Annotated in this window: 26 protein-coding genes and 1 riboswitch; of the genes, 14 read left to right on the top strand and 12 right to left on the bottom strand. The window is 63.7% G+C overall.

The genetic code is table 11. From position 1 onward, the window contains the following. Positions 1 to 161 precede the first annotated feature (161 nt). Positions 162 to 758 (top strand): NUDIX hydrolase, encoded by a 597-nt coding sequence (locus tag ACWF6P_RS11060; protein WP_452621050.1) that lies wholly within the window; start codon positions 162 to 164, stop codon positions 756 to 758. Between the two features lie 92 nt (positions 759 to 850). Here the strand turns inward: ACWF6P_RS11060 and ACWF6P_RS11065 are convergent, their stop codons facing one another. Both ACWF6P_RS11065 and thiE read right to left on the bottom strand, forming a co-directional pair. Further along, positions 851 to 982 (bottom strand): hypothetical protein, encoded by a 132-nt coding sequence (locus ACWF6P_RS11065; protein ID WP_003944354.1) that lies wholly within the window; start codon positions 980 to 982, stop codon positions 851 to 853. 248 nt (positions 983 to 1,230) lie between these two features. Further along, the gene (thiE, locus tag ACWF6P_RS11070) at positions 1,231 to 1,926 is read right to left on the bottom strand and encodes a thiamine phosphate synthase (RefSeq protein WP_003944422.1); all 696 of its coding nucleotides are present in this window, start codon (positions 1,924 to 1,926) and stop codon (positions 1,231 to 1,233) included. 26 nt (positions 1,927 to 1,952) lie between these two features. Then, positions 1,953 to 2,099, top strand: a riboswitch (TPP riboswitch). On the opposite strand from thiE, the gene thiO reads away from it, so the two are divergent. The 7 genes from thiO (at position 2,099) to ACWF6P_RS11105 (ending at position 8,596) form a co-directional block, all read left to right on the top strand. Further along, positions 2,099 to 3,178, top strand: a complete 1,080-nt coding sequence (thiO, locus tag ACWF6P_RS11075) for a glycine oxidase ThiO (RefSeq protein WP_452621051.1) — start codon at positions 2,099 to 2,101, stop codon at positions 3,176 to 3,178. It overlaps the preceding riboswitch by 1 nt. Further along, on the top strand, positions 3,175 to 3,390 hold the full coding sequence (gene thiS / locus ACWF6P_RS11080) for a sulfur carrier protein ThiS (RefSeq protein ID WP_452621052.1): 216 nt from the start codon (positions 3,175 to 3,177) through the stop codon (positions 3,388 to 3,390). The genes thiO and thiS overlap by 4 nt, the downstream gene beginning before the upstream one ends. After that, positions 3,383 to 4,135 carry a thiazole synthase gene (gene thiG / locus ACWF6P_RS11085; RefSeq protein WP_007726857.1) on the top strand — a complete coding sequence of 251 codons (753 nt, stop codon included), beginning with the start codon at positions 3,383 to 3,385 and terminating at the stop codon, positions 4,133 to 4,135. Before thiS ends, thiG begins: the two co-directional genes overlap by 8 nt. Positions 4,136 to 4,263: 128 nt before the next feature. Beyond that, a complete protein-coding gene (locus tag ACWF6P_RS11090) occupies positions 4,264 to 5,253 on the top strand; it encodes an ABC transporter ATP-binding protein (protein ID WP_378537322.1) in 990 nt (329 codons plus the stop codon). Continuing rightward, a complete protein-coding gene (locus ACWF6P_RS11095) occupies positions 5,253 to 6,023 on the top strand; it encodes an ABC transporter permease (RefSeq protein ID WP_378537325.1) in 771 nt (256 codons plus the stop codon). The genes ACWF6P_RS11090 and ACWF6P_RS11095 overlap by 1 nt, the downstream gene beginning before the upstream one ends. Before the next feature lie 132 nt (positions 6,024 to 6,155). Beyond that, positions 6,156 to 7,607 carry a M20/M25/M40 family metallo-hydrolase gene (locus ACWF6P_RS11100; RefSeq protein ID WP_452621053.1) on the top strand — a complete coding sequence of 484 codons (1,452 nt, stop codon included), beginning with the start codon at positions 6,156 to 6,158 and terminating at the stop codon, positions 7,605 to 7,607. A gap of 137 nt (positions 7,608 to 7,744) precedes the next feature. Next, positions 7,745 to 8,596 (top strand): adenylate/guanylate cyclase domain-containing protein, encoded by an 852-nt coding sequence (locus tag ACWF6P_RS11105; RefSeq protein ID WP_452621054.1) that lies wholly within the window; start codon positions 7,745 to 7,747, stop codon positions 8,594 to 8,596. Between the two features lie 17 nt (positions 8,597 to 8,613). Here the strand turns inward: ACWF6P_RS11105 and thiD are convergent, their stop codons facing one another. Continuing rightward, entirely contained in the window at positions 8,614 to 9,456 is an 843-nt protein-coding gene (gene thiD, locus ACWF6P_RS11110; protein WP_003945044.1) for a bifunctional hydroxymethylpyrimidine kinase/phosphomethylpyrimidine kinase, read from the bottom strand. Between the two features lie 167 nt (positions 9,457 to 9,623). Here thiD and ACWF6P_RS11115 point away from each other — a divergent pair, with 167 nt between their 5' ends. Then, positions 9,624 to 10,055 carry a GNAT family N-acetyltransferase gene (locus ACWF6P_RS11115; RefSeq protein ID WP_317552580.1) on the top strand — a complete coding sequence of 144 codons (432 nt, stop codon included), beginning with the start codon at positions 9,624 to 9,626 and terminating at the stop codon, positions 10,053 to 10,055. A 44-nt stretch (positions 10,056 to 10,099) separates the two neighbouring features. Here ACWF6P_RS11115 and ACWF6P_RS11120 read toward each other — a convergent pair whose 3' ends face one another. Genes ACWF6P_RS11120 through ACWF6P_RS11130 form a run of 3 tightly spaced genes read right to left on the bottom strand, consistent with a single transcriptional unit; the run spans position 10,100 to position 12,468 of the window. Continuing rightward, positions 10,100 to 10,900, bottom strand: a complete 801-nt coding sequence (locus tag ACWF6P_RS11120; protein ID WP_452621055.1) for an exodeoxyribonuclease III — start codon at positions 10,898 to 10,900, stop codon at positions 10,100 to 10,102. A 16-nt stretch (positions 10,901 to 10,916) separates the two neighbouring features. After that, positions 10,917 to 11,858 carry an N-acetylglutamate synthase, CG3035 family gene (locus ACWF6P_RS11125; RefSeq protein WP_452621234.1) on the bottom strand — a complete coding sequence of 314 codons (942 nt, stop codon included), beginning with the start codon at positions 11,856 to 11,858 and terminating at the stop codon, positions 10,917 to 10,919. 10 nt (positions 11,859 to 11,868) lie between these two features. After that, positions 11,869 to 12,468, bottom strand: a complete 600-nt coding sequence (locus ACWF6P_RS11130; protein WP_230816827.1) for a peptide deformylase — start codon at positions 12,466 to 12,468, stop codon at positions 11,869 to 11,871. A gap of 244 nt (positions 12,469 to 12,712) precedes the next feature. Between ACWF6P_RS11130 and ACWF6P_RS11135 the strand changes: the two genes are divergently transcribed. The 5 genes from ACWF6P_RS11135 (at position 12,713) to ACWF6P_RS11155 (ending at position 17,199) form a co-directional block, all read left to right on the top strand. Then, the gene (locus ACWF6P_RS11135; protein ID WP_378447035.1) at positions 12,713 to 13,063 is read left to right on the top strand and encodes a DUF3263 domain-containing protein; all 351 of its coding nucleotides are present in this window, start codon (positions 12,713 to 12,715) and stop codon (positions 13,061 to 13,063) included. A 53-nt stretch (positions 13,064 to 13,116) separates the two neighbouring features. After that, positions 13,117 to 13,713, top strand: a complete 597-nt coding sequence (locus ACWF6P_RS11140) for a LytR C-terminal domain-containing protein (protein ID WP_452621056.1) — start codon at positions 13,117 to 13,119, stop codon at positions 13,711 to 13,713. 95 nt (positions 13,714 to 13,808) lie between these two features. Then, positions 13,809 to 14,510, top strand: a complete 702-nt coding sequence (sodC, locus tag ACWF6P_RS11145) for a superoxide dismutase[Cu-Zn] (protein WP_007730117.1) — start codon at positions 13,809 to 13,811, stop codon at positions 14,508 to 14,510. Between the two features lie 89 nt (positions 14,511 to 14,599). Next, entirely contained in the window at positions 14,600 to 15,724 is a 1,125-nt protein-coding gene (locus ACWF6P_RS11150; protein WP_452621057.1) for a glutamate--cysteine ligase, read from the top strand. Positions 15,725 to 15,831: 107 nt separating this feature from the next. Further along, positions 15,832 to 17,199, top strand: a complete 1,368-nt coding sequence (locus tag ACWF6P_RS11155) for a DUF5933 domain-containing protein (protein ID WP_452621058.1) — start codon at positions 15,832 to 15,834, stop codon at positions 17,197 to 17,199. Here the strand turns inward: ACWF6P_RS11155 and mnhG are convergent. Genes mnhG through ACWF6P_RS11185 form a run of 6 tightly spaced genes read right to left on the bottom strand, consistent with a single transcriptional unit; the run spans position 17,165 to position 23,504 of the window. Further along, complete coding sequence (gene mnhG, locus ACWF6P_RS11160; RefSeq protein WP_452621059.1) at positions 17,165 to 17,509, bottom strand: monovalent cation/H(+) antiporter subunit G; 345 nt, start codon at positions 17,507 to 17,509, stop codon at positions 17,165 to 17,167. The two genes, ACWF6P_RS11155 and mnhG, sit on opposite strands and share 35 nt — an antisense overlap. Then, on the bottom strand, positions 17,506 to 17,775 hold the full coding sequence (locus tag ACWF6P_RS11165; RefSeq protein ID WP_003945061.1) for a monovalent cation/H+ antiporter complex subunit F: 270 nt from the start codon (positions 17,773 to 17,775) through the stop codon (positions 17,506 to 17,508). Before ACWF6P_RS11165 ends, mnhG begins: the two co-directional genes overlap by 4 nt. Further along, positions 17,772 to 18,344 carry a Na+/H+ antiporter subunit E gene (locus tag ACWF6P_RS11170; protein ID WP_050655100.1) on the bottom strand — a complete coding sequence of 191 codons (573 nt, stop codon included), beginning with the start codon at positions 18,342 to 18,344 and terminating at the stop codon, positions 17,772 to 17,774. Before ACWF6P_RS11170 ends, ACWF6P_RS11165 begins: the two co-directional genes overlap by 4 nt. Next, positions 18,341 to 20,041 carry a Na+/H+ antiporter subunit D gene (locus ACWF6P_RS11175; protein WP_452621060.1) on the bottom strand — a complete coding sequence of 567 codons (1,701 nt, stop codon included), beginning with the start codon at positions 20,039 to 20,041 and terminating at the stop codon, positions 18,341 to 18,343. Before ACWF6P_RS11175 ends, ACWF6P_RS11170 begins: the two co-directional genes overlap by 4 nt. Continuing rightward, a complete protein-coding gene (locus ACWF6P_RS11180; protein ID WP_452621061.1) occupies positions 20,038 to 20,670 on the bottom strand; it encodes a Na(+)/H(+) antiporter subunit C in 633 nt (210 codons plus the stop codon). The genes ACWF6P_RS11175 and ACWF6P_RS11180 overlap by 4 nt, the downstream gene beginning before the upstream one ends. After that, positions 20,667 to 23,504: a Na+/H+ antiporter subunit A gene (locus ACWF6P_RS11185; RefSeq protein WP_452621062.1), complete on the bottom strand. Its 2,838-nt coding sequence runs from the start codon at positions 23,502 to 23,504 to the stop codon at positions 20,667 to 20,669. Before ACWF6P_RS11185 ends, ACWF6P_RS11180 begins: the two co-directional genes overlap by 4 nt. Between the last annotated feature and the right edge of the window lie 157 nt (positions 23,505 to 23,661).

Below are 23,661 nucleotides of genomic sequence, written 5' to 3' on the forward strand. Positions count from 1 at the left end.
CGAGCACCTCACTTCGCTGCTGTACGCGGGCTACCGAGAAATGATGTCGCCGAGAAATGATTCAGGGCATCTTCGCGAGCATATAAGCATCACCTACACCTGGAGCAGATTGAAACGGTTAGTGTGGGACAACGGCGAGAGCAGGCGGAGCGAGGTAGTCGATGCGTGGTGACGGTGACGGTTGGTCCATCGGGCCGGACGGTACGCGGCATTGGGGTAAGCACGGTGCCGCCGGGCTGCTCTTGCGGGCCCCCGATTCGGACGGATCGCCCATGGTCCTGCTGCAGCACCGTGCTGCGTGGAGCCATCAGGGCGGAACGTGGGCACTGCCCGGCGGAGCGCGGGACTCACACGAGAGCACGACGCACGCCGCGGTCCGGGAGGCTCACGAAGAAGCAGGTATCGCCGAGGACGCCGTCCGCGTTCGCGGAGAGGTAGTCACCATGCGCGCCGAGAGCGGGTGGACTTACACCACCGTCGTAGCTGACGCGGCGCATCCACTGTCGACGGTTGCCAACGGTGAGAGCACCGAGTTGCGGTGGGTCCGTGAAGCCGACGTCGACTCGCTGCCACTGCATCCGGGATTCGGTTCCTCGTGGCCCGAACTCCGGACTGCGCCGGTTGTGTCGGTGGACGCCGATCCGCACACCGTCGTGCTCGAGGACGGCGGATTCGGATGGTTGTCAGGTAGCTCCCCCGAAGACAGCGACCAGAACCTGTCCGAGGCGAGCAGGACGGCGAGCAGTACACAGTCGTAGCACTCGAGTTTCAACTGTTCGTACACAGCAGAAGGGCCGGACTCCGCGGGAGTCCGGCCCTTCGGTGTTTCGGTCGTCGACCGAAACGAGGCTCAGCTGAGCGAGTTCAGCGCCGTGATGAAGCTGACCGCGGTGATACCGAGCTTGAGCAGCTCGCTGATCTTGCCGAGGTTCAGGTCTTCGAGCGATTCGGTGCTGAGCGAGCCGGTGTCGAGGGATCCCATTTAGTGCTCCTAGGTTCAGTTAGTAACTGGAGGTAAACTACAACAAACCGAATGGGATGTGACACGCAATCGAAGCAACTGTGAGCAAGATCACTTAATCCGACTTTTCGGACATCCAATCGCACCTAGGAACTGGGGGTTTGTTGTCTGATCGGACAACTTCCGTTCATGTTTCACGCGAGGCGTGCTGACCCGTAACTGTGCGGATTTGTCCCGGCAAACAGTTGACGGTCGCCAGTTACCGGTTTTCAGCGTCCGGCGACTGCCGCGGCGAGGCGTTGCGCGGCCGCCTGGGGATCCGATGCTTGCGTGATTGCACGCACGACGACGATGCGAGTGGCGCCGGCATCGAGAAGCTCTGGCAGGCGTTCCTCGTCGATGCCGCCGATCGCGAACCAGGGTCGCGGCGGTGCGGCGTCGGCAGTCGACCGAACCAGTTCCAGGCCGGAAGCACTTCGATTCGGTTTGGTCGGTGTCGCCCAGACCGGCCCGGTGCAGAAGTAGTCGACGCCCTCTTCGATGGCGGCCAGACTCGCCTGTGCGCGACTGCTCGTCGAACGGCCGATGACGACGTCTTCGCCGACAACAGTTCGCGCGTAGGGGACGGGGATGTCGTTCTGGCCGAGGTGGAGGATGTCGGCACCGGAAGCCATTGCGAGATCCGCGCGGTCGTTGACGGCCAACAATGCGCCGTGGCGCCGTGCTGCAGTTGCGAGAATACCCAGCGCTACCAGTTCGTCCTTGGCCTCGAGCGGGCCGAACTCGCGCTCACCGGCAGAGCCTTTGTCGCGCAGTTGGATGATGTCGACTCCGCCGGACAATGCTGCCTCGGCGAACTGCGCGAGGTCGCCTTTCTCGCGGCGCGCGTCGGTGCACAGGTACAGCCGTGCTGCTGCCAGGCGCTCGCGCCGGTCGATGTCGTTACTGGGATGTGTGGGGTGCACGGAGCAAACGGTAGCCTCTAGGGAGCAAGGTTCGACACGGGAGTCCTGAAACGTCGTCGTCACTTTTTGTCGTGACTGCGAGGTTCGTAGGGCTGAGAGGGGATCGCGACCAGATCCCGACCGTCAGACCTGACCCGGATCATGCCGGCGCAGGAAGTGGAGGTGGAGTTTCGTGAATACACACGCTCGTACGGTGTCGGTGGTCGGCGGCGGTGTCATCGGTCTCGCCATAGCGTGGCGCGCAGCCCGCGACGGTTGGACTGTTCGGTTGTACGACCCGTCCATCGGATCAGGGGCTTCGTGGGTGGCGGGCGGAATGCTTGCCCCACTGTCCGAAGGCTGGCCGGGTGAGGAAACAGCGTTGACCGTCGGCGCGGCCTCCCTGGAGCGGTGGCCGACGTTCGGTGAAGAGCTCGGAAAATTCGGTCCCTCGGTCTTCACCGCGGACAGCTCGCTGACGGTCGCTCTCGATGCTGCCGACGCGCAGGACCTGCAGACCATCGCCGAATGGGTGAGCTCGCAGGGCCATGAACTCGAAATCCTCGGTCGCGCCCGCATCCGTGAACTCGAACCGATGCTCGGCCGCGGCATCCGGTCGGGACTCATGGCTGTCGGTGAGTCCGCCGTCGACAACAGACTTCTGCTGGAGGCCTTGCAGAAGGCTTGTGCGGAATCCGGCGTCGAATTGATCGCGCGTGCCGTCGACGACCTTGCCGAACTCGATACCGATCAGATAGTGCTCACCGCCGGTATCGCGTCACCCAAGCTGTGGCCCGGACTGCCGGTGCGGCCGGTCAAGGGTGAGATCCTTCGCCTGCGCGGCAGGCCTGGGGTCACCCCGGCGCCCAGCCGTACAATCCGCGGAAGTGTCCACGGACGACCCGCGTATCTCGTCCCGCGCGGCGACGGAATCGTCGTCGGCGCAACACAATACGAGTCCGGTGAGGACACTCAGGTCACCATGGCGGGAGTGCGGGATCTGATCAACGACGCCGAGGCGCTGATGCCCGCGATCGGCGAATACGAACTCTACGAATGTGCGGCAGGCCTGCGTCCGATGACGCCGGACAACCTGCCGTTGATCGGGCGCGTGTCCGATCGTGTTGTTGTCTCCACCGGGCACGGCCGCAACGGCGTTCTACTGACGCCCGTCACCGCCGATGCAACGCTCGCGTTGTTGAACGGCACATCTTTGGTCGAGGTAAAAGGAACCGAACCCGAGCGGTTCGCAGTAGCTAAGGAAAATTCATGAGTGAGAAGGTCCCGATCGGGATCACCGTCAACGGCGAAGATCTCGAGTTCGATCGAGCAGTCACGGTGACCGAACTACTGACGCACCTCGAGTTGCCCAGCAAGGGCATCGCCGTCGCCGTCGACGGTGCACTGTTTCCGCGCGGGCGTTGGGACGAATCCGTCGGACGTGGTTGGGAAATCGAGATCCTCACGGCGGTGCAGGGTGGCTGAGCAGGATCTTCTCACCATTGCGGGCCGTAGTTTTGGTTCCCGGCTCATCACCGGGACAGGCGGCGCGGCCAACCTCGCGGTGCTCGAAGAAGCTCTGGTGGCCTCCGGCACCGAACTGACCACCGTCGCGATGCGGCGAGTCGACGCGGCCGGCGGCACCGGGGTACTGGACCTGCTCCGCCGCCTCGGAATCGAACCGCTCCCGAACACCGCCGGTTGTCGCGGCGCCGCTGAAGCAGTGCTGACGGCGCAGCTGGCACGGGAAGCGCTCGAGACGAACTGGGTGAAACTCGAAGTCATCGCCGACGAGCGGACGCTGCTGCCCGATGCGATCGAACTAGTCTCCGCCGCAGAACAGTTGGTGGACGACGGTTTCACCGTCCTGCCGTACACCACGGACGATCCGGTTCTGGCGCTTCGCCTCGAAGAGGTCGGCTGCGCGGCAGTCATGCCGCTCGGTTCACCCATCGGCACCGGGCTTGGTATCGCGAATCCGCACAACATCGAGATGATCGTCGAGCGCGCCGGCGTGCCCGTCATCCTCGACGCCGGAATCGGAACGGCCAGCGACGCCACCCTTGCCATGGAGTTGGGCTGCGACGCAGTCCTACTTGCGACAGCAGTGACGCGCGCCAAGAATCCCGCACTGATGGCGTCGGCGATGCGGCACGCAGTGGTAGCCGGTTTCGAGGCGCGTCACGCCGGCCGGATTCCCAAGCGGTTCTGGGCCCAAGCGTCGTCCTGACGGACCATTTCCGGGTGTTTTCTCAGGGTTGTGCCTGGATTGTCCGGCTTCGTGTCCTACCTGAGTACCACTCGGAACTAGACCTGTGGCCGATGTGCTGGTCACGCCGGTAGGGCAAAGTTCTCCTCATGATTGAACTGAGGGGATTGACCAAGGTTTACGGACCGACGAAAGCGGTGGACGATTTGTCGTTCACGGTCAAGCCGGGCATCGTCACGGGCTTTCTGGGCCCGAACGGTGCAGGCAAGTCGACGACGATGCGGATGATCCTGGGTTTGGATCAGCCGACGTCGGGTGCGGCGTTGATCGACGGCAAGCCGTACCGAGAGCTCAAGACACCGTTGCGGACGGTGGGCGCGTTGCTGGATGCGAAGTGGGTGCACCCCAATCGCAGTGCGCGGGCGCATCTGCAGTGGATGGCCGCCTCGAACGGGATCCCGAAGTCCCGCGTCGACGAGGTGCTCGGGTTGGTCGGGTTGTCCGAGGTGGCGGGCAAGAAGGCCGGCGGGTTCTCGCTCGGCATGTCGCAGCGCCTCGGGTTGGCGGGTGCGTTGTTGGGTGATCCGAAGGTGTTGTTGTTCGACGAGCCGGTGAACGGTCTCGATCCGGAGGGCATTGTCTGGATTCGTAAGTTCATGCAGCGGTTGGCGGCGGAGGGTCGCACCGTGCTGGTGTCGAGTCACCTCCTGTCGGAGATGGCGTTGACGGCGGAGCAGTTGGTGGTGATCGGTCGGGGTCGGTTGATTTCGGATTCGACTGTGGCGGAGTTCGTGGATCGTTCGTCGGAGTCGACGGTGCGCGTGCGTAGTCCTCAGCTCGATGCGTTGCGCAGTGTGTTGCTCTCGCAAGGGTTGACGGTGCGTGAAGACGGTTCCGGTGTTGCGCCGGCACTGGTGGTGGTGGATTCGACTACCGATGTGATCGGTGGTTTGGCTGGTTCGCAGGGAATCGTGTTGTACGAGTTGGCGTCCCAGCAGGGGTCGCTCGAGGATGCGTTCATGAAGTTGACCGGAGACGATGTCCAGTACCACGCATCCGGTATCGATCCGGGCGCTGGTGCACACCAAGCAAATGCACACCAGGCAAACACACAGCAGGCTATGGGAGGTGCACTGTAATGGCTGTTCTCAGTGCTGAACGTATCAAGATCACCACGACCAAGTCGCCGCTGTGGTGCTCGGTCATCATCGTCGTGCTCGCGCTCGGCTTCGCGGCAATCATGGGCGCCGTTGCCAAGTCGGCTCTGACGTCTTCGGACGTCCAGGGAGCACCCGACCTCGACACCGCCGTCGCCACGGCCGGCATCTCGGGTTTCGGAATCATGGTTCTCATGATCATGGCGGCCCTCGCGGTCACCAGTGAGTACCGCTTCGGGACCATCCGCACCACCTTCCAGGCAGTTCCGAACCGTGCCTCGGTTCTGATCGCCAAGGCCGGCCTCATCGGTGCCTTCGGTGCTGTGCTGACGTTTGTCCTCGCCTTCGGTGCGTACGCCATGGCCAAAGCCATCGCCGGTACCGAGGCGAGTGCCGGGTTGACCTTGTCGAGCGGCAGTGACTGGCGCGCGATCTACGGCATTCCGGTTTACGCCTTCCTGTGCGTGATCCTCGCCGTCGGCGTCGGATCGATCATCCGTCAGTCGGCCGGCGCTATTGCGTTGCTCCTGCTCTGGCCGCTGCTCATCGAGAGTCTGTTCGGACTGTTCGGCAGCTTCGGCGAGAAGATCACTCCGTTCCTGCCGTTCGCGAACGCAAACCACTTCCTGAGCGCGAGCAGCGGTGGCGTTGACTTCCACTGGGGACCCTGGGGCAGCCTGATTTACTTCGCGGCCTTCGTTCTGGTGATTTTCGGAGCAAGTATCGTCATCGTGAATCGTCGCGACGCCTGATCTTGTCGCTCCCTCGGTAGGTGTTGTCGGGAGACCTACGGAGAGCCAGGAGTGACAGCAGAGTAGGGACCCAGTACGAAAAACCATTCGTACTGGGTCCCTTTCCTGTGCTTCGGCCGATATCCTCCGAAGATGAGACTCTTCGGTGTGGTTGTGGTCGCAATGGCTGGAGCACTCGTGGTGAGTGGATGCTCGTCGGGAAGTGAAGCGGCCGTCCCGACAGACCCGGTGGCATTCTCCGAGACCGTCACGGTCGACGCCGTGACCGGGCATCTGGAGCAACTCGAGAAGATCGCCGCTAACAACGACGGCAATCGATCGGCCGGAACCCCCGGTTACGACGCCAGTGTCGACTACGTGGCAAACCTGCTCGAAGACAAGGGTTTCGACGTCAGCACCCCGGAATTCGATTTCAGCTCCTTCGATCCCGGGACCGAATCCCTGAAAGCCGCTGACGGCTCCGATGTTCCGGTGCGGGCGTTGACGTATTCGACGTCCACGGGACCGACCGGGATCACGGCGCGTCTGGTGGCGATTCCCGCCGACGAGACCCCCGGTTGCGAGGCCACAGACTACGACGGCCGCGACGTGAACGGTGCCATCGTGCTGGTCACCCGTGGAGTGTGCCCGTTCGGCGACAAGCAAAAGATCGCCGCAGACCGCGGCGCGGCAGCGTTGCTGGTTGCGAACAACGAGGACGCAATGCTGGGCGGGGCTACCTTGGGTGAACCCGAAGACGCCCGCATCCCGACGGGCGGGGTGAGTAAGGCGTCGGGCGAGGCTCTTGCCGCAGCGCCCGGAGACCTCACGCTGATTCTCGACACGTCGACGGAAACGACGAAGTCGCGCAACGTGATTGCGCAGACCAAGACCGGCGCGACCGACAACGTGGTTGTCGTGGGCGCCCACCTCGACAGCGTGCCGGAAGGTCCCGGAATCAACGACAACGGAAGCGGTACCGCAGCCGTACTGGAAACCGCGTTGCAGATGGGAAGCTCACCGAGCATCGAAAATGCCGTGCGCTTCGCCTTCTGGGGAGCGGAAGAAGTGGGATTGGTCGGCTCCACTCGCTACGTCGAGGGCCTGAGCGATCAGGAACGGGCCGACATCGCCCTGTACCTGAATTTCGACATGCTTGGTTCTCCCAACGCCGGATACCTGGCTTATGACGGCGACAACTCGGATGCCGTGGGGGAGGAGCCCGGGCCGGAGGGCTCGGCGGGCATCGAGCGCACTTTCGTCGATTTTCTCGCCGGGCGGGGGATTGCGGCGGACGGAACGGACTTCGACGGACGCTCCGACTACGGCCCGTTCATCGAGATCGGGATCCCGGCGGGTGGAGTGTTCAGCGGCGCCGACGAACGCAAGACGCCGGCACAGGCGGAGAAGTGGGGCGGAGAAGCGGAGGAGACCTTCGACCCGAATTACCACAGTGCCCAAGACAACCTCGCGAACATCGATCGCGAAGCGCTCGCTGCCAATGCTTCTGCAGTAGCCTTCGGAGTTGCGACGTATGCCCAGGACTTGAGCGGGCCCAACGGAGTGCCCGTCGGCGATGCCCGGACACAGGCCAGAACCGAATGATCGACTGACCGAATGATCGACTGACCGAATGATCGACTGACCGAATGATCGACTGCTCGATTGCGCGAGCGACCAGGAGGCCACTGTGCGAGAACCGCGGCAGCACACTGTCTGTAACTCTGAGTTACGCTTGAGTTATGGCTGATCTGTCCCCGGAGAGCACCGACACGACAGGTGCTTCTTCCTCCTCGGTTCGAGGCGTCGTCGACGTCGTCTTGAATTCTGCGGCAGAACTGAACCGTCGACAGCAGCTCATCGATGCGCTACGGCGGCTCAGGCGGGCATTACCCGGCGATCCCGGGTTCGGGGACCCGCTCTCGCTCGCCGGCCCCGGCGGTGCCCGCGCCGTGGCCCGCGTCGCTGACAGATTGCTCGATCAGAAACCGGCAGCCACTCGCGAAGTGAGCCTCGGAGCACTGCAGGTATGGCAGGCAGCGCTGGAAAAGATGGGCCGCGGCCGCGGAGATCAAGAACTGACCATCGTCTTCACCGATCTGGTCGGCTTCTCCACCTGGTCGCTCGAAGCCGGTGACGCTGCCACGCTGACACTTCTGCGCGCGGTGGCGCAGGCCGTGGAAACTCCGATCACCGACAACGGCGGACACGTCGTCAAACGGATGGGCGACGGCCTGATGGCGGTGTTCATTCGCCCGGATGCGGCCTTGAAGGCGGTGTTCAACGCACAGGACGCGCTCGCGGGAGTCGACCTCGACGGATATACCCCACGCATGCGCGTCGGCCTCCACACGGGAACTCCGCGTCAGATCGGCGACGACTGGCTCGGTGTCGACGTAACCATTGCCGCCCGGATGATGGGCTTGGGCGGCGACGGCAACGTCATGATGTCGGCGACAACCCTCGAGGAACTCGAAGCCGGCACCCTCGAGGATCTCGATCTCACGATTCGGCCATGGCGGCGAGGGTTTTTCGCCACCACGCCCAACGGAGTTCCCGTCGATCTGGGAATCTGGCGCGTACGACGGAATTAGTGCACTGGACCCGAGCGCTAGACCTGGAGTCGCCAGAGTGGGGACACCGGACCGTGGCCGGCGCCTAGATCGTACGACGCCTCGAGGCACTTGGTCACCCACTCCTTGCCGAATGCCACTGCATCCGGAACGGAATAGCCGTGTGCGAGAGCGCAAGTGATCGCAGCAGCCAGTGTGTCACCACCGCCGTGATCGTTGCCGGTGTCGATCCGGGCACTGCTGAATTCGAGGAAACGGTCGCCGTCGAACAGCAGGTCGGTGGACAACTCCGACGTACGAAGGTGACCGCCCTTGACGATGGACCACTGAGCGCCGAGCGCATGCAGCGCTTCTGCCGCTTGGCGGGCGCTCTTGTCGTCGACGACCTCGATGCCGGTGATCAAGCGGACCTCGTCGAGGTTCGGAGTGACCACAGTGGCGGCCGGAATCAAGGTGTTGCGGACCGCGTCGAGTGCTTCTTCGTGCAGCAGCGGATCGCCGTGCATCGACGCGCACACCGGGTCGACCACGAGCGGAATCGGTCGATCGCGCCCGATCCCAACCTCGGCGGCCACCGCGGCCACGGCTTCGATGATCGTCGTCGATGCCAGCATTCCCGTCTTCGCTGCGCCGACACCGATGTCCGAGACCACGACGCGTACCTGGTCGGCGACGATCTCCGGCGGAATCTCGTGGAAACCGCTGACGCCCACCGAATTCTGGACCGTCACAGCGGCGACGGCCACGCAGGCGTGCACACCGCACATTGCCATCGTGCGGGAATCGGCTTGAATACCGGCTCCACCGCCGGAATCGGTTCCGGCGATGGTCAATGCCCGAATCGGGGTCTGTCCGGCGGGGGTCAGGGGCAGCAGCTTCACGACGACGAGCCTACCGATCGGACCTGGGGAAACGGCAGCTCGGTCCACCCCTCGCACGAACGACCGCGCGAACGACCGCGCGAACTGCGATTGCGATCCGGTCGCTTCCGGTGCAAAAATTGGTCGAATCCGGGACAGCGTCGTCGGTAGCTGATTCTATGAGTGGCATGGATCACAGTTATGGAGAGCGTGCGAACGCAGCTGTCGCCGATCGCGCAGGTGCACATCGTGCCGTGGAGGTCGCCGCAATGAACGACATCGAAAATTCGAAAACCGGAACCTCACCGGAAGTCACGCTCGTGGACAATCCGTCGCACGAACGATTCGAACTGCTCTCCGGCGACGAGTTGGTCGGCATCCTCGGGTACCGCGACGAGGACGAGATTCTGGGCAGCGGAGCCGAAGCCGGCGACGTGGTCGCGTACATGCACACCGTCGTCAAGGAAGAGTACGGCGGGCAGGGGCTGGCAGCGGTACTCGTGCAGTTCGCGATGGACTGTGCCCGTGACCGTGAATGGTCGGTACGGCCCGTGTGCACCTACGTTCAGCGGTACCTCGGCGAGCATCCCGAGTATCTGGAACTGCTCGTCGAAGACTGACCACCCGCAACTATAAACAGACGATCAGGCTCCGAGATCGACGCTTACCCGAGATTTACGATCACCGGAGCGTGATCGCTGGCGCCCTTGCCTTTTCGCTCGTTCCGATCGATCTCGGCTGCCTCGACGCGGGCCGCGAATGCCGGTGAACCGAGGATGAAGTCGATTCGCATGCCCTGCTTCTTCGGGAAGCGAAGCTGCGTGTAGTCCCAGTACGTGTACACACCGGGGCCGGGGGTGTACGGGCGGACGACGTCCGCGAACCCGGATTCGGTGAACGCCGTGAAGGCCGCTCGCTCCGGCTCCGACGTGTGGGTCTTGCCCTCGAAGAATGCGGGATCCCACACGTCGTCGTCCGTGGGAGCGACGTTCCAGTCGCCGACCAGGGCGATCTGCGCGTCGGGATCCTGCTTGAGCCAGCCCTCCGCGTCGTCGCGCAGCTTGGCCAGCCAATCCAGCTTGTAGGCGTAATGCGGGTCTTCGAGCTCACGGCCGTTGGGGACGTACAGGCTCCACACCCGCACACCGCCGCAGGTCGCACCGATCGCACGTGCCTCGCGGACCGGGTCTGCCTCGGGATCCTTGTCGAATCCGGGCTGATCCTCGAATCCGATCTGCACGTCGTCCAAGCCGACGCGGGAAGCGATGGCGACACCGTTCCACTGGCTCAACCCGACGTGGGCGACCTCGTAGCCGATTTCCTTGAAGCGTTCGTACGGAAACTGCTCGTCCTTGCACTTGGTTTCCTGCATTGCCAGGACGTCGACGTCGGATCGACCGAGCCAGTCGACGATCCTGTCGGTACGGGCACGGACGGAGTTGACGTTCCAGGTAGCGATGCGCACGAGGGCAAGCCTAGCGTCAGCCGCCGACAGGATCGGTGGCGTATCGGTAGCGGTGGTGTTCGACGAACCCGAGCCGCTCGTAGAGCGCGATCGCCGCGGAGTTCCCGGCCGAAACCTGAAGGTACGCGTGCGTCGCACCGTTCTCGCGACCCCAGGAGAGAAGATCCCCGCAGATCAGCGACCCGATTCCGTGACGACGGTGTTCGGGGTCGACGTGAATACCGGTGAGCCCGATCCAGCGCTTGTGGTCGGGCGCCTCGGTGAGCGCAGCGCGACCGATGGCGAGCGTCGTATCGGTGTTTCCGATCGCGGCGAAAGTTGCGCTGCCCACTACAGCGGTGAGAACCGCCTCGACGTGTGTGGGATCGGCGTTGGCGTCGTACATCGACAGCCAATTGTGGTCGGGGCGGTCGGCGAAAGACGTGACCGGAGGGCCGAGCGGCAGCGTGACGTTGCCCAGATCGGCCGCCATCACGATGGTTTCCTTCTCGCAGGTCCACCCGCCCGGAGCGGTGCCGAGCCGATCGGGGAGGAGCAGCAGGGCCGGCAGATCGCGGTCACCGAACCACTGGCGTATCCGTTCGAGAGTGCTCACGTCGAATCCGGCCACCGTCCCCGAACCGCCGAGCGGCAAAGCCGAATTTGCGCGGCCCGTGAACCCGTGACCGGCGCGCAGCAACCAACCGTCGATCCAGGCCTGTTCGACCCCCGGCCATGCCGCCGCGGCAGCCGTTTCGAGATTTCGAATCTCGCCGATGCGAATCGGGCGGGCCGAGAGAGTCTTGAGTGCAATCACCTGATCAGCGGAGACCTGGACAAGACGACCGTCGCCGGCGCGGACGGCGATGGGATCGGCGCCCTCGAGGATGCCGATGACGTCGGTCATGGGATGCGAGTAGCCGGGTGGGAGCTTGTATCGCAAGACCACCCGGCTACCGATCGAAATGTTGCCGTTCAGAGCAGAATTCTCAGTCTTCGTAATCGTCGTCGTCGTGACCGAACGGATCGTCGACGGTGCCCGGCGTCCACGTCAGACCGGGCTTGCCCCAACCGGAACGCTTGATGATCTTCTTGGCGGCGCGCGCGTTGCGGCCGATCAGCACGTCCGTGTAGAGGAAGCCGTCGAGATGGCCCGTCTCGTGCTGGAGCATCCGTGCGAAGAATCCGGTGCCCTCGACCTCGATCGGGTTGCCGTCGGCGTCGGTGCCGGTGACCTTCGCCCAATCGGCGCGGCCCGTCGGGAACTGCTCGCCGGGGACGGAAAGGCAACCCTCGAAGTCTTCGTCCGGGTCGGGCATCGTCTGGGGGATTTCGGAGGTCTCGAGTACCGGGTTGACGACGACACCGCGTCGACGCTCGCTGGTGCGGTCGTCACCGGGGCAGTCGTAGACGAAGACTCGGAGTGAAACACCGACCTGATTGGCCGCCAGACCGACGCCGTTGGCGGCGTCCATCGTCTCGTACATGTCTGCGATCAGTTCGGCGATCTCGGCCGGGGACTGAGTGACCGGCTCTGTCGCCTTGTGCAGTACCGGGTCGCCGACGATTCGGATGGGGAGGATAGCCATGCGGACAAGGATAGTGCGGCGCGCCCGCGTAGTTATCACGGCCCGCACACTCGATCATGGTTCAATGGTTGCTGAAGAACAGCGATGTAATTCGTTGCTCGGTCGGAACGTGGGCCGCGGGGGAAATTGTGAGTTACCTTCGGGCCAGGGGACCGGGAAACTCACGGCCGCGAGAATTCGGTCGGAAAAAGAACACCGGGCATACGAGTCTCGCTGACGCCGAGCACAGCAGTCGAGGAGTGACATGGACGGCGCAACCGCGCGTAGTCGGAACCAGTCCGAAGGCACTGGCGCCGACGATTCGGTAGTAGATACAGCAGGCATGCACGAGGTCGGCGACGACGGCCTCACCCGCCGGGAACACGACATCCTCTCCTTCGAGCGCCAGTGGTGGAAGTACGCCGGTGCGAAGGAAGAAGCCATCAAGGAGTTGTTCGACATGTCGGCAACCCGCTACTACCAGGTTCTCAATGCTTTGGTCGATCGCCCCGAATCCTTGGCGGCTGATCCCATGCTGGTCAAGCGCCTGCGTCGTCTGCGTGCCAGCCGTCAGAAGGCCAGGGCCGCCCGTCGCCTCGGCTTCGAGGTCACCTGAATCACGCGTACATATGATCGGGCTGTCCACGTACTGGCGATAAGGTCGACATCGTGAGTACCCCGAAAGAGCAGCCGTCCGGACCTCCGCTTCGCGCAATCGCCATGGTGTTGATCGCTCTCGCGATCGTGTTCATCGGTCTCGGAGCAGCCTCTCTCGGTGGATCGGGCGACGGTGGATCGGGCGACGAGAACACTGCAGCAGAGCAGACCGATTCTTCGGCGCCTGCCACGACGAGTGCTCCCGCGGCGGCCCCTGCCACCTCCAAGCCGGCAGCGACGACGCAACCCGCTTCGGGCGATACCACCACCACGTCGCGACCTTCGGGAACTGCGACGACCACGACTTCCAGCTCCGCGAGCGGCACCGACACGTCGAATGTCAGCGTTCGAGTTCTCAACAACAGCACCGTCTCCGGTCTGGCAGCAGGCACTGCCGAGGAGTTGACGGCAGCAGGTTGGAACGTCGAGGAGACGGGTAACTACAGCGAGGGCACCGTCAGTACGACGACGGTGTATTACGGATCGTCCGCGGCGGAGAAGGCAGCGGCGCAGAAGATCGCAGCTGAACTCGGAGTCACCGCAGAACCTCGATTCGCCGGCATCGCGAACGCGTCACCTGGCGTGATCGTGATCGTGACCTCCAACTGACCGGTCGTGAAGGTGGAACTGACCCGTCGGTTCCAGCTACTACACACGCCGTTATGATCAGAAGCACTTTCTCGCCACCTCAAAGGAGCGGTTCGATGGCCCCCAGCAGCACCCGGCGTATGTCCTGGCGCGTCGTTGCCCCTGTAGTCGCGATTGCCGCTTTCGGCTTGACCGCTTGCAGTAACAGCGAAGAGCCCAGCAGCGTCCCCGGCACGACTCCTCCGGTGTGGACCGGTGCAGCCGATCCCAGCGCGCACGAAAGCGCGGGCGGCCACGGTTCCGAGACGGCTCACGCCGGCGCTTCTGCCGAGACGGTCACCGCAACACTGAACGGCACCGACGGCGCCAAGGTCGGAACGGTCACGTTCGCCCAGGAAGGTAGCGACGTCAAGGTCACCCTCGACGCCAAGGGCCTGACCCCCGGATTCCACGGATTCCACGTTCACCAGGTTGCCAAGTGCGAGACCAATTCCGTAGCTCCCAGCGGCGGAGAGCCGGGTAACTTCCTCTCGGCAGGCGGACACTTCCAGGCCGAGGGCCACACCGGCCATCCGGCCAGCGGCGACCTCACTTCGGTTCAGGTCCTCGAAGACGGCACTGCCACGCTGGTCACCACCACCGACGCATTCACCGTCGACGAACTGGTCGCGAACGGCGGAACTTCCGTCATGATCCACGCCGGTGCGGACAACTTCGGCAACATCCCGACGCGTTACGCGCCGGCACCGGATCAGCAGACCCTCGACACCGGTGACGCAGGCGGACGCGTTGCTTGCGGTGTCATCACCAAGAGCTGACAACTCACCTGAGTTTTGCATCACTTCCGGCGACTACCACGCAGTAGCCAGCACGGTGTTTTTACCGACACTGTGATTGGATTCTCTGCGTGGTAGTTCCATTTCCAGGTTCGCCGCGCCCGACGCTGGGCGTGGAGTGGGAGATCGCGCTGGTCGATCGCGAGACCAGAGATCTCTCCAATACAGCAGCCGAGGTGTTTTCGGCGGTCGAAGAGCTTGCCGGCTCGGAAACCCCGCACATCACCAAGGAACTACTGCGAAATACCGTCGAACTCGTCACGGGTATTCACTCGACGGTCGGCGAGGCGATGAGTGATCTCGACAGGTCACTGGATCTGCTTCGCCGCGCGGCGAATCCGCTCGGCGTCGATCTCATCAGCGCGGGCACGCACCCGTTCGCGCAATGGTCGACGCAGTTGGTCACACGGACCCCCGACTACGACGAACTCATCGAACGCACGCAGTGGTGGGGCCGGCAGATGCTGATCTGGGGCGTGCACGTTCACGTGGGTGTCTCGTCCGCGGACCGCGTGTTCCCCATCATCAACGCGCTGCTGCAGCGCTATCCGCACCTGCTGGCACTGTCGGCGTCCTCGCCGATGTGGGCCGGTGTGGATACGGGATATGCGTCCAATCGCGCGTTGATGTTCCAGCAGCTGCCCACCGCAGGCCTTCCGTACCAGTTCGAGAACTGGGCCGAATACGAGTCGTTCATCGACGACCAGATGAAGACCGGTGTGATCACCAAGATCGGTGGCATGCACTGGGACATCCGCCCCGCACCGAAGTGGGGAACCATCGAGGTCCGGGTGTTCGACGGCGTCTCGACGCGCGCAGAACTGGGCGCACTGGTTGCTCTGGTCCACTGCCTCATCGTCGACCTGGACCGCAGACTGAGCGCCGGTGAGACTCTGCCGAACATGCAGCCGTGGCACGTCAAGGAAAACAAGTGGCGCGCAGCAAGATACGGACTGGATGCCGAGATCATCCTCGACTCCGAAGCGAACGAGTGCCTCGTCACTGACGATCTGGATCGCCTGCTCGACGACTTGGCGCCGATTGCGGTCTCACTCGGGTGCGCGGACGAGTTGGCGTCGGTAGCGGACATTCCCCGTCGTGGCGCGTCCTACCAGCGTCAACGCCGTGTTGCGGAAGCGACGGGCGGCGATCTGGTCGCGGTCGTCGACGCCCTGGTCGCAGAGTTGGGCACCTAACAGCCTCAAGGCTAGAAGGGCTGTTTCGCGCGCTGGAAATCCGGGCATACCAACCGTTTGTCCAGTGGGTGTCCATATTCGGTTCACACGCCGTTTACTATTGTCCGGTGTTGATAGACAGTTGGTCCCAACGAGGGGACGCACCCGGACAGTCGGATCGTTCGTGGTCGAGTTCTCATCGAGTCCTTCTGATCGGCACAGCAGCATTGACCGTGCTGGTCCTGGGCGTGCAGGCGTTCGCGTCGTACAAGGGCTATCTCGGTCCGGTGGAAAGCCTGTTCGGTGACTACTTCCTCGTTCCCCGATCCGCGACGATGCCCTGGGTTGGCCTCGCTCTCGCACTGGTCGGACTGAACAACAAGGAGCGCATCTACGCGGTATCCGCGGCCGTCGTGATCGACGTGGTCGTCGGCGCGATCCGCTGGTTCTCCGGTGGGCCGCTGACGATGGGCACCGGCGGCACCTGGGTGCTGACGGCCATCGCGGTGTACGCGGTGTGGAAGTTGTCCGGTGAGCGTCGACTCAGCGTTCTGCACGGCGTTGCGCTGGGCGCGTTGCTCATCATCGCGGCCAAGGTTGCCGAGACGTGGCTGGAGATCACCATTCTCGTCGGCACCGATGTGTGGGACGAGTACGTTTTCCTCGCCGACCAGGCTCTCGGGAACCCGTCGTGGGTGATGGGCCAGATCGTCGACGCCATGGGCCCCGTCGGCGCCGCAGCGCTCGACTGGATCTACGTCGAACTGCCGGTAGCGGTGATCGTTGTCGCGCTCTATCAAGTACGCAAGGGATGGCCGTCGCATCACCTGCTGCGTACGTTCCTGCTCATCGGGTTGATCGGCCCGATCTTCTACGTCCTGTTCCCGGTGGTCGGTCCGGTGTTCGCCTTCGGTCCGCGTGGTTTCGGATTCCAGATCGGTGACTACTGGCCGAACATCGTGCCCAACTTCGACTTCGCGTCACCGTCGTCGCTGCCGTTCGACGACGCCGCGCCACGAAACTGCATGCCGAGCCTGCACACCGCGTGGGCAGTCGCGTTGTTCATCCACTCTCGCAGCGGGCCGTGGTGGATTCGCAGCCTGGGATCGTTCTGGCTCGTCGCGACCCTGACGGCGACGCTCGGTTTCGGATTCCACTACGGCGTCGACCTCATTGCCGGTGCGGTTCTGTGCTTGACGCTCGATGCGGCGCTGCGGGATCCGGAGCGCGGCTGGGGTTGGTTCCGAGTGCGTCTGTTGATCGGTGGCTCGGCACTGCTCGCGGGGTTGTTGCTCTCGTACCGATTCGCTTCGGTGCAGATGGCCGAGTACCCGGCGATCTTCGGTCCGCTACTGATGGCTGTTCTGGTTCTCATGTCGGTGGCGTACTTCGCCACCTTCTTCGCCCGCCCCGGAACCGCTCTTGCAGTGTGGGGCGAGCGCGACGGTGAGTGGGATGTCGCTACCGGAGAGAGTCCGGGTCTTCCAGTTCGTTGATCTTCATGAGGTCGTCCTCCTCGCGCTGTTCGCGGTAGGCGACGCGTCCGACACTGTGCGCGATGACGGGGGCCGTTAGCAACGTGAAGATGCCGACCAGTATCAGCATCCAGATGTCGACGCTTCCGCGAAGCAGGAACACGGCGCCCATCAGAACCAGGACGAGGCCGACCACCTGAGGCTTGGTGGCCGCGTGCATACGGCGCAGGGTGTCGGGGAATCGAACGATTCCCACCGCGGCGGTCAGCGCGAGCAGCGCGCCCAGGAAGATGGAGATTGCCCCGATCGTGTCGAGGATGTTGCCGATCACTGGTCACTCACCCGGAAGCGTGCGACGGACACCGAACCGATGAAGCCGACCAGTGCCAGCGCGACGATCGCGGGAACGATGGTCGTGTCTTTGCTGTACGCGGCCCAGACCGCGAGCCCACACATCGAGACCGCAATGATCGTGTCCAGGGCGACGAGGCGGTCGAGTGAGCTCGGCCCGTCGAGCAATCGGAACGTGGTCAGTACGGCGGCGATCAGGAGAATCACTCCCGAAATGATCAAGATCGTGGTGATGAACCCGTTCATGGTCGGTCCTCCTGCCGGGGTGCATCGAATTCGTAGTCGCGCTGGTGCCACGGGCTGGGCTGCCAGTCCGAATCACGTTCGAACGACGCGATGAACAACCTCTCGAGATCCTCCACCGAGCGGTAGAACGCGCTGACGGCTTTCTGCGAGCCGACGTCGAGCACGTGGACGTAGACGATGCGCCGGTTCTGGTCGATCTCGAGAACCATGGTGCCCGGGATCAGGTTCAGAACGTCGATGCACAGCGTGAGAACCAGGTCCGACTTGATCCCGAGTTGGTACCGCAGAACTCCGGTGACCGGCGGCGGTGACGGACGGATCGCCAGCCAAGCGACCTGGATACTCGATTGGATCGCGTAATACACGATCATCCACAGCAGACGCAGGATCGAGAGCAGATGGACCCGGCCCTCCACCGGTACGCGGGGGAGGGGAAGCAGGACCATGATGATCAGGCCGACGGCGAGTCCGCCGAAGATGTTGCCGAAACTGATGTTGCCCCACAACAGGATCCACACGACCATCAGCCACAGCAGGATCCCGACGCGGAGTACCTGTTCGCGTTTCATCGCGGAGCCTCCTCGGTGTTCGGGGTCTCGGTGTTCGGGGCATCGGTACTGGGAGCTTTTGCAGGGTCGTCTGCAGCGACGGGAGCTTCGTCGACCGGAACGGGTCGGTGGTTGCCGAGAACCGCGTCGATGTAGATGGACCGGTCCTGCAGATCCTTCGCCGCTCGGTCGCTGATGTCGATGATCCGGCCCGCGAATACCGTCAGCCCCAGGCCGACGATGACGAGCCCGACCGTCGGAATCAGCATGAAGATCGGAATCTTGCCGACGTCCTCGCGGTCGACGAACGCGATGTCCTCTTCGGATTCGTCGATCAACGCTGACGGGCTGACGTCGGCGAGGTCACCTTCGGGCGCGTCGGCACGGGCTCGCCAGAATGCCTTGGTCCACACGCGGGCGACCGCGTAGAGCGTCAGCAAGCTGGTGATCGTGCCGCCGGCGACGAGGATCCAGGCCAGCGCGCTGGCGTCGGACGCACCGGCTTGCAGGAGTGCGACCTTGCCGATGAAGCCCGAGAACGGTGGGATACCACCGAGGTTCAGGGCCGGGATCAGGAAGACGATTGCGAGGATCGGGCTGGCCGCCGCGAGACCACCGAGACGGCGCAGCGACGACGACCCGGCTTGTCGTTCGATCAGACCAACCACGAGGAAGAGAGTCGTCTGCACGATGATGTGGTGGGCGACGTAGTAGATCGCGCCCGACAGACCGGACGTCGTGGACAGCGCGATACCGAAGATCATGTAACCGATATGGCTGACCAGGGTGAACGAGAGCAGACGTTTGATGTCGCTCTGCGCGATGGCACCCATGATGCCGACCACCATCGTCAGCAGGCCACACACCATCAATACGTTGTCGAGTTCTCCTTGCGGGAACAGCAGCGAGTGCGCCCGGATGATCGCGTACACACCGACCTTGGTGAGCAACCCCGCGAAGACGGCGGTAATCGGTGCGGGCGCGGTCGGATACGAGTCCGGGAGCCACGCCGACAGCGGGAAGACCGCAGCCTTGATGCCGAACGCCACGAGGAGGACACCGAAGATGGCGGTGCGTGTTCCTGGCGGAATGTTGTCGAAGCGCAGGGCCATGTCGGCCATGTTGAGGGTGCCGGTCGCCGCGTAGGCGAAGGCGATGCCTGCCAGGAAGATCAGCGAAGACACCATCGAGACCATCACGTACGAGATGCCGGCCCGGACGCGGTCGGCGCTGGCACCGAGCGTCAGGAGCACGAAACTCGCGGCGAGCAGGACCTCGAACCCGACATACAGGTTGAAGAGGTCACCGGCGAGGAACGCGTTGGAGATACCGGCAGTCAACGCCAGATAGGTCGGCAGGAAGATCGAGACCGGCTGGGCCTCGCTGCCGTCGCGAATACCCTGACCGATCGCGTAGATCATGACGGCGAGCAGTACCACCGACGAGACCACCAGCATCATCGCCGAGAGACGGTCGACCACGAGTGTGATGCCGATGGGCGAATCCCAGCCGCCGACCTGAACCGCGGTCGTACCGTCGCGGTCTGCGAGGTAGAGAAGCAGGCCCGACACCGCGACGACGCCGACGAGCGCGATCAGTGTGATCACGCGCTGGAAACGAGGACGTCGGCCGACGACCAGCGTCGCAGCTGCGGCCAGCATCGGGATCAGAACGGGCAGGGGCGCAAGGGCTCCCATCAGGTTGTCCGAGATGGTCATGCGCCTCCACCTCCCTCGATCTTGGTCTGGCGAGCGTCTTTGCGCCGCTTCTCGGATTCCTTCTTACGAGCAAGGTCGGTGGCCCAGTCGGGTACCGGTTCGTCCTCGAAGTCGCCGTCGTGGAGGTCGTCGTAGCATTCGATGTCCTCGAGGTTGACCAATTGTTCGAGGGGAATAGGGTTGCCGTCCTTGTCGAATGCGTCGCCGCCGATGCTCGGGGCACCGGTGAGCGGGTCGTCGGAGCGGTCGTGGTCGGGAGCGTCGGCCGGCAGGCGACGCTTGAGAACCTTGGTGTCCTCGGGATCGTCCTCGACGGCGTCGGCGGTGTTGATCCTGAAAGACCGGTACGCCAGTGCCAGAACGAAGCCGGCGATACCCATCGTGATCACGATGGCCGTCAGGATCATGCCCTGCGCGAGCGGATCCGCTATCTCCTCGTGGACCGAATCTCGGCCGACGATGGGCGGATTCCCGTCCGATCCACCGACGGTCAGGATCAAGAGGTTGATGGCGTTACCGAATAGAAGTAGACCGAGGAGCATCCGGGTGATGCTTCGTTCGATCAGGAGGTAGACACCGGCCGACGTGAGGACGCCGATCAGGATCAGCATTCCGATGTTTGCGCTCATGGTGCTTTCACCTCGATTTCTGCGTCGAGGCGGGCGCCGAGACTTCGGAGTACGTCCAGGACCAGGCCGACCACGATGAGGTAGACGCCCAGGTCGAAGAACAGTGCGGTGACCAGTTTGACGTGGCCGATGAGCGGGAGGGTGAACTCGAAGACGGCCGAAGAGAGTGCCGGGGCGCCGAGGAACAGCGACACCAGGGCGGTGCCCGCGGCCAGCGCCAAACCGAGGCCGAGAATCTTGCCCGCGTCGATGGGTACGGCTTCACCGAGTTCGTAGCGGCCACCGGCGAGGTAACGAAGTACCAGTGCCAGGCCCGCCGTCAGGCCGCCGGCGAAACCGCCGCCGGGAGCATTGTGGCCGGAGAAGAAGAAGTAGATCGACAACACCATGATGGTTGGGAAGATCAACCTCGTGGTGACCTCCAGAACCAGCGAACGGTGTCGCGGATCGATCAGGTCTCCGCCGCGCAACCACGTCGTGTCAGAGTTGGCGGCCGCCTTGTCGACGATGACGGAGGGTGCATCGGCGACGCGAGGTGCAATGCCGAAGCGGCGGTTGCGGAACACGAGGCTGGCGACGCCTGTTGCAGCGACCAGCAGCACCGAGATCTCACCGAGGGTGTCCCATGCGCGGATGTCGACGAGTAGGACGTTGACGACGTTCTTGCCGTTGCCCAGGTCGTAGGCCGCGTCGGGAAGCAGTTCGTAGATCGGACGGGTGTTCCGGGCATTCGTTGCGAAGGCCGCGATGGTCGTGACGGTGATACCGACGGCCACGGCGAGTGCAGCACGTGGCCACTTGAAGCCGATTGCCTTGCTCTCGTCGACCTCGGCGGGGAGCTTGCGGAGGACCAGCACGAAGATCACCAGTGTCAGCGTCTCGACGAGGAACTGGGTCAGCGCGAGGTCGGGTGCACCGTGCAGCGCGAACAACACACCGCAGCCGTAGCCGGTGAGCCCGACGAGGATGACGCTGGCGAGTCGGTTGCGCATCAGAGTCGCGGCGATGGCGGCCGAAACCATCATCAGCGCGATAGTGAACTGGATCGGCGAATCCCACATCCGAAGGTCGACTCCGCCGTCCTTGGTGTCGATGATCAGCAGGAACAGCGGCACCACGACCAGCGTGACGAGAATCGTCGACTGGGTGCGGGGGAGCGAACCACGCTGAGTGGCGCCGGTCAGGCGCATCGAGAGGGTGTCCATGCCGCGCAGGGTCGCGTCGTAGATACGGTCGGCGTTGCCGAGCGGCGGGTGCTCGAAGTGCAGGCGGCTGATCTGACGCTGCGCGATGTAGAGCGCGACGCCGCCCGCGATGACGATGCAGGTCAGCAGCAGCGGAGTGTTGAATCCGTGCCACAGCGCGAGGTGGTAATCGGCGTGCGGTCCGGGAGCCAGTGTGGTGGAGTACGGCGTCAGCAGCTTCTCGAGTTGGGGCGAGAGAATGCCGGCGGCCAGACCGAGAACAGCGAGTAGGCCGGGCGCGAACAGGAACAGCCAACCAGGCTTGTGCATCTTGCTCACGGCCGGACTTGGCTTGCTCAGGGTCTTGCGTCCGAAGGCGCCCCAGATGAAGCGGACGCTGTAGCCGACCGTCAGGATCGAGCCCAACACGATCACCGTGACGACGGCGATGGACGACCAGTGCCCGAGCGCGTTCGTTTCGAGCACCGATTCGAGTGCGGCTTCCTTGCCGACAAATCCGAGGAGTGGTGGCAGACCGGCCATGCTGGCGGCAGCGAGGCTCGCAATGATCGCGAGAGCTGGTGCCGCCTTACCCAGGTGAGCTAGTTTGCGCAGGTCACGGGTGCCGGTGGTGTGATCGATGATGCCCACCACCATGAAGAGCGCGGCCTTGAACATCGCGTGCGCCACGACCATCGTCATGCCGGCGAGGGCGGCGTCACGCGTGCCGATGCCGACCAGGACCATCATGAAGCCGAGTTGGCTGACGGTTCCGAAGGCAAGGACGAGTTTGAGGTCGTACGCGCGCATGGCTCGCCAACCGGCGAGGATCATCGACAGCAGACCCAAACTGATGATGGTGATGCGCCACGGCGGCGAATCGGCGTAACCGGGAGCCAGGCGCGCAACCAGGTAGATACCGGCCTTGACCATCGCGGCAGCATGGAGATAACCGCTGACGGGGGTGGGCGCGGCCATTGCACCGGGCAGCCAGAAGTGCAGCGGCACGATTGCCGATTTGGAGAGCGCACCGATCAGGATCAGAACGATCGCGACGGACGGGAGCCAACCCGTCGGCGGGTTCGCGACCAGTTCGGACAGGTTGTAGCTGCCGCCGACCTGGCCGAGGATGATCATGCCGACCAACATCGCCAGACCACCGGCGGTGGTGACGAGCAGTGCCTGGGTTGCGGCGCGGCGACTGGTGGCGCGCTCGGCGTAGTGACCGACCAGCAGGAACGACAGGACCGTCGTCAGTTCCCAGAACACGTAGAGAAGCAGCATGTTGTCGCTGGTCACGAGCCCGAACATGGCACCCGCGAAGGCGACCATCTCGGCGGCGAAGATACCGAGTCGAGGTTCGTCGTCGTTGAAGTAGCGGGCGCAGTAGATCAGGATCAGCGTGCCGACGCCCAGGACGAGCACGGCCATGATGGCCGAAAGCGCGTCGAATCTGAAGTCGATGTCCATCGACAGGCCAGGGACCCAGGTGATGTGCAGCGTCTCGACGGTGCCCCATTTGTCGATGACCCAGCCGAGGCTGGCGAGGGGGACTATCGCGAGGGGGAAGAAGCCGTTTCGCCCTAACCTGCGCACCACAAGCGGAGCCAAGAGGGCGGCAACGGCATGGGCAAGCAAGATAGCGAGCAAAAGGCACTCCGTCGTGTTGTCAGCGGGCGGCGGGGTGTCCGAACAAAATCGAACCTATCGGATTAACGAGACAATTCACCTAGTCGGAGAGGTTGTCTTTGCGTACATATTACCGGGCGTGGCAGTTTCGATGTGCAGCGAGTCGATTCGGACATCT

This window comes from Rhodococcus sp. NPDC055024 (genome assembly GCF_053608585.1).

Coding starts and splice junctions, on each gene's coding strand:
- ACWF6P_RS11060 (WP_452621050.1), top strand. CDS start 162: ATGCGTGGTGACGGTGACGGTTGGTCCATCGGGCCGGACGGTACGCGG.
- ACWF6P_RS11065 (WP_003944354.1), bottom strand. CDS start 982: ATGGGATCCCTCGACACCGGCTCGCTCAGCACCGAATCGCTCGAAGAC.
- thiS (WP_452621052.1), top strand. CDS start 3,175: ATGAGTGAGAAGGTCCCGATCGGGATCACCGTCAACGGCGAAGATCTC.
- ACWF6P_RS11090 (WP_378537322.1), top strand. CDS start 4,264: ATGATTGAACTGAGGGGATTGACCAAGGTTTACGGACCGACGAAAGCG.
- ACWF6P_RS11095 (WP_378537325.1), top strand. CDS start 5,253: ATGGCTGTTCTCAGTGCTGAACGTATCAAGATCACCACGACCAAGTCG.
- ACWF6P_RS11100 (WP_452621053.1), top strand. CDS start 6,156: ATGAGACTCTTCGGTGTGGTTGTGGTCGCAATGGCTGGAGCACTCGTG.
- ACWF6P_RS11105 (WP_452621054.1), top strand. CDS start 7,745: ATGGCTGATCTGTCCCCGGAGAGCACCGACACGACAGGTGCTTCTTCC.
- ACWF6P_RS11115 (WP_317552580.1), top strand. CDS start 9,624: ATGGATCACAGTTATGGAGAGCGTGCGAACGCAGCTGTCGCCGATCGC.
- ACWF6P_RS11130 (WP_230816827.1), bottom strand. CDS start 12,468: ATGGCTATCCTCCCCATCCGAATCGTCGGCGACCCGGTACTGCACAAG.
- ACWF6P_RS11135 (WP_378447035.1), top strand. CDS start 12,713: ATGGACGGCGCAACCGCGCGTAGTCGGAACCAGTCCGAAGGCACTGGC.
- sodC (WP_007730117.1), top strand. CDS start 13,809: ATGGCCCCCAGCAGCACCCGGCGTATGTCCTGGCGCGTCGTTGCCCCT.
- ACWF6P_RS11165 (WP_003945061.1), bottom strand. CDS start 17,775: ATGAACGGGTTCATCACCACGATCTTGATCATTTCGGGAGTGATTCTC.
- ACWF6P_RS11170 (WP_050655100.1), bottom strand. CDS start 18,344: ATGAAACGCGAACAGGTACTCCGCGTCGGGATCCTGCTGTGGCTGATG.
- ACWF6P_RS11175 (WP_452621060.1), bottom strand. CDS start 20,041: ATGACCATCTCGGACAACCTGATGGGAGCCCTTGCGCCCCTGCCCGTT.
- ACWF6P_RS11180 (WP_452621061.1), bottom strand. CDS start 20,670: ATGAGCGCAAACATCGGAATGCTGATCCTGATCGGCGTCCTCACGTCG.